This is a genomic window from Corallococcus carmarthensis (assembly GCF_003611695.1).
GTDB lineage: Bacteria > Myxococcota > Myxococcia > Myxococcales > Myxococcaceae > Corallococcus > Corallococcus carmarthensis.
Window position 1 is genome coordinate 1 of the sequence record NZ_RAWE01000290.1, and the last position, 10646, is coordinate 10646.

Below are 10646 nucleotides of genomic sequence, written 5' to 3' on the forward strand. Positions count from 1 at the left end.
ATAAAACGCGCCTTGAACATCTTCATGTATTACTTCAATATCAGATAAAGCTGTACGTGCTTTAGGATCCCAATTTATAATACGTTTTGTTTTTCAAGAAGAAGACGGCATACGATATTCATGAGCGTCTCGTGGGCTCGGAGAAGATGTGTATAAGAGACAGCCCCTGCCCCGCGTGGCCGTCATTGGCGCGGGCATGTCGGGGTTGGCGCTCGCGAGGGTGCTGACGGGCGCGGGCTTCGGCGTGCGCGTGCTGGACAAGGGGCGCGGATCCGGGGGGCGACTGTCCACGCGAAAGAGCGCGGACGGGGGCACGTTCGACCATGGCGCGCAGTACTTCACGGCGAGGGATCCGCTCTTCCGGGCGCTCGTGGAGGCGTGGATGGCGGAGGGCATCGCGGCGGAGTGGCACGGACGCATCGGGACGCTGACGCGTGGCGTGGTGGGTCCCGCGAAGGCGCCCGTGCGGTACGTGGGCGTGCCGGGCATGAACGCGGTGGCGAAGGCGCTCGCGGATGGGTTGGACGTGCGCACCGGGGTGCGGGTGGAGCGGGTGGAGCGCGAAGGCCGGGCGTGGCGGCTGACGTCGGAGACGGGCGAGGACCTGGGGCTGGCGGAGGTGGTGGTGGCCGCGGTGCCCGCGCCACAGGCGGTGCCGCTGCTGGCGGGTGCGCCCGAGCTGGCGGCGCAGGCGGGGTCCGCGCGGCTGTCGCCGTGCTGGGCCGTCATGGCCCGGTTCGACGCGCCGGTGGCGGTGGCGCTGGATGGCGCGTTCGTGGAGGACTCGCCGCTGTCGTGGGTGGCGCGCGACACGAGCAAGCCGGGGCGGGCTCCAGGTGAGCGCTGGGTGCTTCACGGGTCGCCGGAGTACAGCGCGGCACACCTGGAGGAGACGGCGGAGGCGATGGCTCCAAAGCTCGTGGCGGCGTTCAGTCAGGCGCTGGGCCGAGACGTGCACGCGGTGGAGGCCGTGGCGCACCGGTGGCGGTTCGCGATGCCTTCACCGCCGATTGAGGCGTCCTCGCTGTACGACGCGGCGCTGGGCCTGGGCGCTTGTGGCGACTGGTGCGCGGGGCCTCGGGTGGAAGGCGCGTTCCTCAGTGGTGTCGCGCTGGCGCGGCGGATCGCCGCCCCCTGAACCCTACTGCCGCTCGCGCACCACCAACGTGCGGCGGGCGGTGAGGCCGCGGTCGTCGGTGACGAGGATGTCGTGGGTGCCCACGGAGGGCCGCCACCAGAGGCGCTCCGCGGCCTTCGCCGTTCCCAGGACGGATCCGTCCACGAACCACGTCAGCTCCCGGTCGTGCGCGGCCTCCGCTTCCAGGGGGATCTTCTGCTCCTCCGTGTTCATGCCAGGGATGAGCAGCGCCACCTGCCCTTCCGGCGGCGAGAGGATGGTCGGCGTGTCCCGCTCCCCTCCCGCGACGCAGCCGGGCGCCAGCGGTGGCGGTTCGGGCAACTGACGCTGCTGCTCCGCGAGCCACCGGCGCAGGCTGGACGGCCAGGTCAGGTACACGCGCGATTCCGTCTTGCGCCCATCCCTGCACCCCGGCCCCACCGCCAGGCCTGACGCCACGTCCACCTCCACGCGGTGGTGGTACGGACACGGGGTCGTCGGCACCGCCGTGCGCACCGCGTCCACCCGCTTGCGCTGCGTGCACGCGTCCGTGGGCAGGTGCCCCGAGTACGCGCACACCTCCACGCTCACCAGGTCCTTCGGCGGCGCGGCGTCCTCCTCCTGCAGCGTCGTGCCCCTCGGCCCGATGCCTTCCAGGATGTCGAACAGCAGCGGGGCCGCGTTCTCCGCGCCCACCAGGTGCACGCTCGACGCGTGGTCGAAGTTGCCCAGCCACACCACCGCCGTGTGCTTCGGTCCGGAGCCCGCCGCCCACGCATCCCTGTTGCCGAAGCTCGTCCCCGTCTTCCAGTGCACCCGCGCCGGCAGGCCCGTGAGCCGCCGCCGCTCCGGGAAGTCCGGCCGGTCCCTCAACGCCAACGCCTGCCGCGTCAGCCACGCCGCGCCCGGCGACACCAGCGCCTGGGCCTTCTTCGGCGTCGCGTCCTCTTCCAGCACCCGCAGCGGACGCGCCTGCCCGTCCCCCGCCAGCGCCAGGTACACGCCCGTCAACTCCAGCGGCGTCAGCTCCAGGCCGCCCACCGCCGCGGACAGGCCGTAGTGCCCCGGCCGCGGATCCAGGCTGGTGACTCCCGCCTGCCGCAGCGAGGCCAGGAAGCCCTCCACGCCCACCCGCTCCAGGAGCCTCACGAACGGCAGGTTGAGCGACTGCGACAGCGCGGACTCCATCCGCACCAGCCCCTGGAAGCGCCCGTCGAAGTTGCGCGGCTGGTAGCCGCCGTACGCCACCGGGATGTCCGGCACGAGCGTCTCCGGCCCCACCAGGCCCTGATCAATCCCCAGCGCGTACAGGAGCGGCTTGAGCGCCGACCCCGGTGAGCGCGCCGTGGCGAAGCCGATGATCTGACCGCCGTTCTTCTCGTCGAAGAAGTCGAAGTTGCCCACCAGCGCGCGCACCTCTCCGGTCTCGCGGTCCGCCACCACCGCCGCGCCGTTGTGGATGCCCTGCCGGTCCAACCGCCGGGCCGACTCCCCCAGCGTGCGCTCCACGAACCGCTGCGTGCCCGCGTCCAGCGTCGTCGCCAGCCACGTCGCCCCCGGCCGCTGCGCCTTGAGCCACACCGCCGCGTGCGGCGCTTCCCGTGGAAAGGGCGTGAGCACGTCCGGCACCGGCGTCGCCCGCACCTCCGCCAGCACCGTATCGGACGCCACCCCGTCCACGACCAGCCCCCCGGACTCCAGCAGCCGCCGGGCGATGTCGTCCCGGGCCGAGCGCAGCCGGTCCCGGTTCTCCAGCGACGGGAAGCGCCGGTTCGGGTTCTGCGGCACCGCCAGCAGCGTGGCGATCTCCGCCGGACTCAGGTGCCGCGCGGTGTGCCCGAAGTACGCGAGCGCCGCCGCCTCCACGCCCTCCACGTTGCGCCCGTAGGGCACGAACTGGAGATATGCCTCCAACACCTCCTGCTTGGACAACCGCGCCTCCAACTGGGCGGCGCGGAACGACTCAATCACCTTCGAGGTGAACGTGCGGGGACGGGGCTCCAGCACGCGCACCAGCTGCATCGTCAACGTGGACGCTCCCGACACCCGCCGCCCCCGGCTCAAGTTGAGGCCGAGGGCGCGCAGGGCCGCGAGCGGATCCACGCCCGGGTGCTGGAAGAACCGCTTGTCCTCCAGCGCCAGCAGGGCGCGGACATAGGCCCGGTCGACGCGGTCCTTCGGCGCGGGGATGCGCCACCGCTCGTCCGGGGCGAGGAAGACGTACGCGGGCGACCCGTCCCGGTACGCCATCACCACAGAGGGGGGCGCCGCCAACCGCTCCGGCAGCGGCACCCACCAGGCCGCCAGCAGGCCCGTGCCCAGAAGCACGAGCCCCGCCAGCGCCCCCCCCACCCACTTCCTCCAGTTGAGACGCACGCGACGCATGGGGCCTAGAGCAGGTCGTCCTTCCAGGGACCCGTCACCTGCACCGTGCCCGTGGCTTCACGGGCCCAGATGGAGGAGTCGTACATCGCCTCGGCCTCCGCGGACGGCAGGGTGAAGCTGCCCGCCGTCACCGCACGCACCGCGTAGACGAGCTTCTTCGTCTCGTGGGCCTGCAGCGCGCCGAACGCCTCCATCCGGTCATCGCGCACGTTCACGTAGTCCGCGGCCCAGAGTGAATCCGCGTCCACCCAGTCCACGCTGCCGCCGCGCCCCAGCCGGGCGTTCTCAATCTCCCAGCCCGCTGGCAGCCGGTCCACCAGCGCGATGTTCTGCACGCGCTCGCCCGTGGTGTTGGTGACCTCCAGCTCCACGTAGATGAGGTCCGCCAGCTTCACCGGGTTGGCCTTCAGATCCAACGCGGTGCCGTCCAGCGAGCGCCAGTTGCGCTTGAGCGTCAGCCCCTGTCCGCCCACCTTCACCTCGGGCGTGGTGCGCACGCCCTCGCTGTTGAGGATGAGGTACACGCTGCCGCCGCCCTTCTCCTTCAGGTCCAGCGACACGCTGGCGCGCTCGCTGGCGCGGGCCAGGGCCCACGTGCGGTCCGACACGCGCGCGTCCTTCTCCGCGAGCGACGCCACGGCCTTGCCCGCCACCGTGAGCGTGGGCGGCGTGAAGCTGGTCGCCGTGCCCTGCAGCCGCTTGCCCAGGCCGGTGATGCCCCAGACCAGCTCCTGCGTGGAGTAGTACGCCGACGAGCGGGTCGACAGCGCCGTCGCCACCATGCGCGCCAGGGGCTCCCCTTCCGGCGCGTCGCCGAAGAGGTCCTGGAACGTGCTGAGCATCATCCCGCGCCGGCGCCGGTCCGAATAGAACGACCAGCTGTTCTTGCGCTCGTCGGTGACGGTGGACACGTCCGGGTTGCGCAGCTCCTTCTCGTAGCGGCGGTCGCCGGACAGCCACAGCGCGGCCTTGAGCAGGTACAGGTCCTCCTGGTCCTCGCCGCCGAGCGCCGCCTTCTTCGCCGCGGTCTCCAGCGCGCTCACCATGGCCTGCGCTCGCGCCTTGCGACCCTTGCCCGCCACCGCGAGCACGTAGTGCATGTACGCCTCCGAGTGCTGGCCGTAATGATCGTCCTGCCCCACGCGGCCCTCCTTCCGGGTCAGCTCGTCCCCCATCCACGCGAGGGCGCTGTCCACCCGGTCCTCCGGCACCGGGTACTTCAGCTTGCGCGCGTCCAGCAGCATGTGCGTCGCGTAGGCCGTGCCCCAGGCCACCGGCTCCGTCTGGCCCGGCCAGTACGCGAAGCCACCCGACGCCGTCTGCATGGACAGCACCCGGTTGATGCCCGACTGCACCATGTCCTCCACCTTCGCCGTGGAGACCAGCGTCGGATCCACGCGCTCCACCAGCTGGCTCACGAACAGCAGCGGGCGCGTGGAGGACGTCGTCTGCTCGATGCAGCCGTACGGGTAGTGCACCAGGTACGAGAGGTGCTGGAGCGACTTCGCGTACGGATTGTTCGTCACCCAGACCGTGGTGCGCTCCGTGGTGGGCACCCAGCCCTGGAGCAGCGCCTTCAGGTCCGTGGTGCCCTGCACCAGCTCCACCTGCTGGATCCTGCGCTCACGGGGACCCGCGGGGGACAGCGGCACGTCCAGCTGCTCGCGGGACGTGTAGCCACCGCCCTCCACCGTCACCGTCAGCCGCGCCGCGCCCACCGACTGCACCGCGCGGCCCTGGAACACGAAGGTGCGGGACTTGCCGTCCTCCACCTTCGCGCGGCCCTCGCTCTTGCCCTTGAGCTCCAGCGGCGAGCCCACGGCGTCCGGCATCGCGAGCCCCGGCACCGCCAGCGCCTCCGCGGACAGCGACACCTTCACGTCCTGCGCCTTGCCGGACAGGTTGGTGACGAAGACCGGGATTTGAATCTCGTCGTTCTGGGTGAGGAAGCGCGGCAGCGTCGTCTGGAGCACCAGCGGGTCGCGCACCAGCACCTGCGCGCTGGCCCGGCCAATGCGCTTGCTTCCCGCCGTCACCACCATCACCCGCACCGCGCCGCGGTACTGCGGCAGCTTGAAGGGCACCTTCAGCTTGCCGTTGGCGGGCACCTCCACCACGCCGCTCCACAGGGCCACGGGCTTCACCGGCTGCACGCGGCCTTCCGCGCCGCCCTCGTCACCACCGGTGGAGCTGGAGTTGCCGCCGGGCGGAACCAGCAGCGCCCAGCCCACCGTCTCGTAGGTCTGGATGCCCAGCGCGCGGCGCGTGAAGATCTCCTTCAGCGGATCCGGGCTCTGGAACCGCGTGAGGGACAGGATGCCCTCGTCCACCACCGCCACCGTGGCGAAGGTGGGGCCCTCCACGCCCTCCACCGCGACATCCACGGTGAGCGTGTCGTTGCTGCGCACCTCCTTGGGCACCGTCACCGTGACGGCCTGGGTGAAGTCCACCGGCTCCAGCGCGATGCTGCCCACGCCGAAGGCGCGGTCGGGCATGAACGCCTGGGCGGATTCCAGGTGCGGGTCCTTCACCAGGAACGCGCTCACGTACACGTTGGGCGCGTACTCCTTGGGCGTGAACGACCAGGTGACTTCACCGGGCTCCACCTGCTTCCACCCGGTGGTGAGCACGCGGTCGGTCTCCACCGTGAAGAGGACGCGGCCCCGGTAGGGCGCCTTCATCTTCACCGTGAGGGCCTCGCCCACCTTGCCCTTCGCGGGCAGCGCCAGCTCCAGCGCCGTGGGCTTCAGCGGCCGCGGCGTCTGGTCCACGCGCGAGCCCTCGCCCCACCAGTAGTAGCGGCCCTCGCCTTCGATGGAGAGGTCCGTCTGGGTGTTGCCCGCGCGAGCGCGCACGAGGTAGCCCGCGCCGTCGTGGCCCGGCAGCACCGTGGCGGTGAAGCGGCCGTTCTCCACCTTCACCGTCGCCTCGCCCTCCCGCTGCGGGCGCAGGTAGCGCTGGTAGCGCTCGTAGCCGGATTCCTCGTCGTAGTAGTAGCCGTAGTTCTCCTCGAGCAGCTGGTACTCCAGCGTCACCGTCTTCGGCGCCTTGCCGTCGGTGAGCAGCTGGCCGTTCCAGTCCACCACCACGCCGGACAGCGTGAAGGGCGTGGCCGCCTTCACCTTCTGCGTGTTGGCCTGGAGGCCCAGGTAGTACGCCTCCGGGTGCACGGGCACGGTGGCCTCGCCAATGGTGGAGCGGCCGCTGCCGGACTCGAAGACGCTGGCCACCGCGGACAGGCGCGCCGCGCCCTTCATGGGGCCGGACGCCGCCTGCGCCGGGCAGTTGAGGAGCACCTGGCCCTTCGCGTCGAGCGCGCCCTTCACCTGCCCCAGCGTGACGGGCCGGGGCGTGTTGCCGTCCTGGCGCCAGACGCCGTAGGTGTACTGGGCGTTCTGCTTGGGCTTGAAGGGCACGGACTCCAGCCGGCACGTCATCTCCACCGGGCTGCCCTCCGCGGAGCCGCCGAAGAGGTACGCGGCCTCCACGCCCACGGGGATCTCCTTGCCCTGCACGTAGCCCGGCGCCGTGGTGCTGGCCGTCACCTTCATGCGCTCCGGGACGAACTCCTCCACGTTCACCGCGTAGGAGGCCAGATCGCGGTCCGCCACCTTGAGGCGCACCCAGTAGTGGCCCGTGTCCTGGAACGCCGCGAAGGCCTGGTCGAACGACACGAGGCCCGCCGCGTTCGTCTTCAGCGTCACCTTGCGGATCTCGCGCTCGCGCGGGTCGATGACGCGCACCTCCACCGGCATGCCCACGGGCGGCGCCAGGTTGTCCTGGCCGCGCAGCACCGCGGCCACGTGCGCGGTCTCACCGGGGCGGTACACGCCGCGGTCGGACCAGACGGAGGCGCGGTACGGCTGCTCGGCGCGGTACGGCTCGCCCTGCACGTCCGAGTTGGCGATCTCCGTCTTCAGCTCGTCGTACTTGAGGTACGTCAGCTCGTCGCCCTTGCGCGCCACCAGCGCGAAGGGGGCGCTGTCATCCACCCCGGGCGCGGGCACCTTGATCTGGCAGCCGGCTTCGCCCTGCGTGGTGCAGCGGGCCACGGCCTGGCCGCTCTTCTTCACCAGCGACACCTCCACGCCGGACAGCGGCTCCGTGCTCTCAAGGCCCAGGGCCCAGACCCACACCTCGCCCGAGTCCGTGGAGCCCACGGCGGGACCGCCGCGCTTGGCCACGAGGCTCAGGTCGGTGAGCAGGATGCGGGCGGCGGCCTTGTAGTCGCCGCGCTCGGCCAAAATCTCCACCAGGCCGCGCGTGTTGGCGGGCACCAGCGACGCCACGTCGATGTACGTGGTGAGCAGCGAGTCCGGCGTCGACTTGAGCGGCACCGTCTTGCGGACCAGCACGTTGCTCGTCCGCTCGTCGGCGTTCTCCTGGTAGTCGTTGCCCATCCAGAAGACGAGGTTCTCTGGCGGCACGTTGCGCACCGTGAGCGTCACCTCCTCCACGTTCAGGTGCTGCAGGGGCAGGTTGCGCCACGCGCTGCGCGGCAGGTAGCGGCCGTTGGCGTTGAAGCGCACCTGGGACTGGCGCGCGGGCACGGAGTAGCCGCGCGACCAGGCGCCCATGAGCGTGCCGCCGCCCACGGAGATCGTGCCCTCCGCGATGGAGAGCGTGTGCGGGCCGCGCTTGAAGTCACCGAAGATGCGGAAGCCGCGCCGCGACGGGGCCACGGAGAACTTCACCTTCGGCTTGAAGCGGATGGCCTCCAGCGCCACGGACTCGTTCAGCGAGCAGCCCTTGTTGTCGTCGTCGTAGTAGTACGAATCCCACTGCTCGTCGGTGGGGCTCGCCGGGGCGTCCGCCGCCACGTCGCGGCAGCTCACCTCGAAGAAGAAGCCGTTGGTCCCCTCCTGGAGGTTCACATAGGTGATGTCCAGGCGCTTGCCGCCGTTCAGCGGGAAGCTGCCCGTGGCCGCGGGCGCCTGTTCCTTGGAGCCGCCGCCCACGGGCGTCAGCCCTTCGCGCAGCGAGAACTGCACCGTCGCGCCGGGCTTGAGCTTCGGGTGGGTCAGCACGACGGACAGGGAGTTGCGGGTGTCCGCGCGGGTGCTCCACTTCACGTCGCTGATGGCGGTGTCGCCCACGCGGAAGCTGGTGCGCGAGCGCACGGCGGCCAGGTCCACCGGGCCGGAGAAGTCCACGTTCGCCTCCACGTGGCCCTTCAGCAGGTCCATGCGCGTGGGGTAGAGCTGGGCGAACTTGAAGGCGTAGGTCGTGAAGTTGTAGCGCCACTCACGCGCCGACGGGGGCTTGATGACACCCGCGTCGGTGTTCACCGCGTCCACGGACACGGTGTAGGTCGTGCCGGCCGCGAAGCCCGTGGACGGGGTGAAGAGCAGCGACGAGGGGCCCGTCCACTTCAGGCTGCCACCGACCTCCGGCGACAGCGTGACGACGGTGCCGTCGACGTTCTCGTAGCGCGGACGCACCGGCAGCGCGAACTCGATGGTAACGCCCGTGGGGACGGCGTTCTCGCTGGCCAGCTCGTGGATGACGGGCGTGAGCTTCGCGGCCTGCACTGGCGCGGGCGTGGACGAGGACGACGACGTGGCGCCGGCGTCGGGCGCCGCGGCGGACGGGGTGGCGGTGGGCGGCGTCTTCGCGGGCTCTTGCGTACAGCCGGCGACGAGGGCGCCCACGAGCAACGCCGGCAGCAGCCAGCGGGCACGAGGTGCGCGCGCGGCCTTCGGCGGGACTGCGGACTGCGGGGACATGTTTCCTCCAGGGGGTGGCGGCGGAACCGATTTCATTCCGCGTGCCGTGCGTGAGGCGCCTCGGATGCGCACGGAAAGTGCGGCCCGGCGACCACGTGCCGGCGCTCCCCCATGCGCGTCCGCGGGCCCACAGGGTGTCCAGGCAGCCACACTCACGGGTGGCTTCCGGACGCGCACGGGACGCGGGATTTCGCGGTGCAGACTGGCGGTGAGACACCTCGGCGGTCAACTGGGGTCCCTCGGCGGCGCATGGGGGCGGTAGGGTGCGCGGCCATGGTGCTGCCCGTCCGATTCGTCCTCATGCGCCCGCGCAACGCGGAGAACCTGGGCGCCGCCGCCCGCGCCCTGAAGAACTGCGGCCTGTCCGACTGGGCCTGGGTGACACCGGAGGTCGAGGACCTGGGCCCCGCCCACCGGCTCGCGGTGCACGCGGAGGACGTGCTGGGTGGGGCGAAGCGGCCGGACACGCTGGACGCGGCGGTGTCCGACTGCGTCTGGGTGGTGGGCACCAGCTCCCGCAAGGTGGAGGGCAAGCGCCGCCTGTCGCCCCGGGCCGTGGGGGAGGAGCTGGTGGCGCGGGCGAAGCAGGGGCCGGTGGCGCTCGTCTTCGGGGACGAGCGCAGCGGGCTCACCAACGCGGAGGTGGAGCGCTGCCACGACCTGTCCGCGGTGCCCACCGCGCCGGAGCAGCCCTCCATCAACCTGGCGCAGGCGGTGTTGCTCTATGCCTACGAGGTCCGCATGGCGGCGCTCGCGGACTCCGCGCCACCACCGGGTCCCCTGCCCCTGGCCGCCACGGACGCGGAGCTGGCCCGCGTGGAGGCGACGCTGGAGACGCTCTTGACCACGGGCGGCTTCCTCGTGGACGCCCAGCCCGGGCGCACGGCGGTGAGGGACCTGATCGCCCCTCTGCGCCGCTCCCGGCTCACCCGGAACGAGGCCAGGCTCTGGCTGGCCGCGCTGCACACCGTGCGCAAGCACTTCCCCCAGGAGGGCAGGCCTCCCGAGGACGACACCTGAGCAGGCAGGGGGACACCCTTCCCGCGCTCGGCGGGATGCCTGCGCGTCGCTACCTTTCCCGGAACGACCGGAACCCCGTGGGAAGGAGCACCGCGTGAACCACATGCCCTATGAGTCGATGATCGTCGGAGGCACCGAGCCCGGCCCTGGCCGTCAGGCGCCTTCCCACGAGGACGCTCTAGAGGAGCCCGGCCGCACGCCCGGGACCGCGGAGGACGGCGGGCTGGAGGAGGAGCCCCACCGCATGGCGGACGAGCCGGGCCCGACGCCGGGGTCCGCCGAGGGCGAGGATTCGGACGAACCGGTCCGGCACTAACTCCCAGCACGCCGCCGCCTGAGCGCGGCTATGGTGCCGCGCCCATGCCTCGCAAGCCCGAACGGCCCCCCAAGTCCCCGCC

The 10646-nt window shown here is 71.5% G+C and carries 5 protein-coding genes; 3 read left to right on the forward strand and 2 right to left on the reverse strand.

The window, feature by feature from the left end:
- Window positions 1–148: 148 nt before the first annotated feature.
- A complete protein-coding gene (locus D7X32_RS40390) occupies window positions 149–1138 on the forward strand; it encodes an NAD(P)/FAD-dependent oxidoreductase (protein WP_208752705.1) in 990 nt (329 codons plus the stop codon).
- 3 nt (window positions 1139–1141) lie between these two features.
- On the opposite strand, the gene pbpC is transcribed toward D7X32_RS40390, so the two are convergent.
- Window positions 1142–3502, reverse strand: coding sequence for a penicillin-binding protein 1C (gene pbpC / locus D7X32_RS40395; RefSeq protein WP_120607840.1), 2361 nt, complete (start codon window positions 3500–3502; stop codon window positions 1142–1144).
- A 5-nt stretch (window positions 3503–3507) separates the two neighbouring features.
- Window positions 3508–9228: an Ig-like domain-containing alpha-2-macroglobulin family protein gene (locus D7X32_RS40400; RefSeq protein WP_120607841.1), complete on the reverse strand. Its 5721-nt coding sequence runs from the start codon at window positions 9226–9228 to the stop codon at window positions 3508–3510.
- Between the two features lie 273 nt (window positions 9229–9501).
- On the opposite strand from D7X32_RS40400, the gene D7X32_RS40405 reads away from it, so the two are divergent.
- Together D7X32_RS40405 and D7X32_RS40410 are read left to right on the forward strand one after the other, a co-directional pair.
- Complete coding sequence (locus D7X32_RS40405) at window positions 9502–10248, forward strand: RNA methyltransferase (protein WP_120607842.1); 747 nt, start codon at window positions 9502–9504, stop codon at window positions 10246–10248.
- Window positions 10249–10351: 103 nt separating this feature from the next.
- Entirely contained in the window at window positions 10352–10564 is a 213-nt protein-coding gene (locus D7X32_RS40410; protein ID WP_244239454.1) for a hypothetical protein, read from the forward strand.
- Window positions 10565–10646 lie beyond the last annotated feature (82 nt).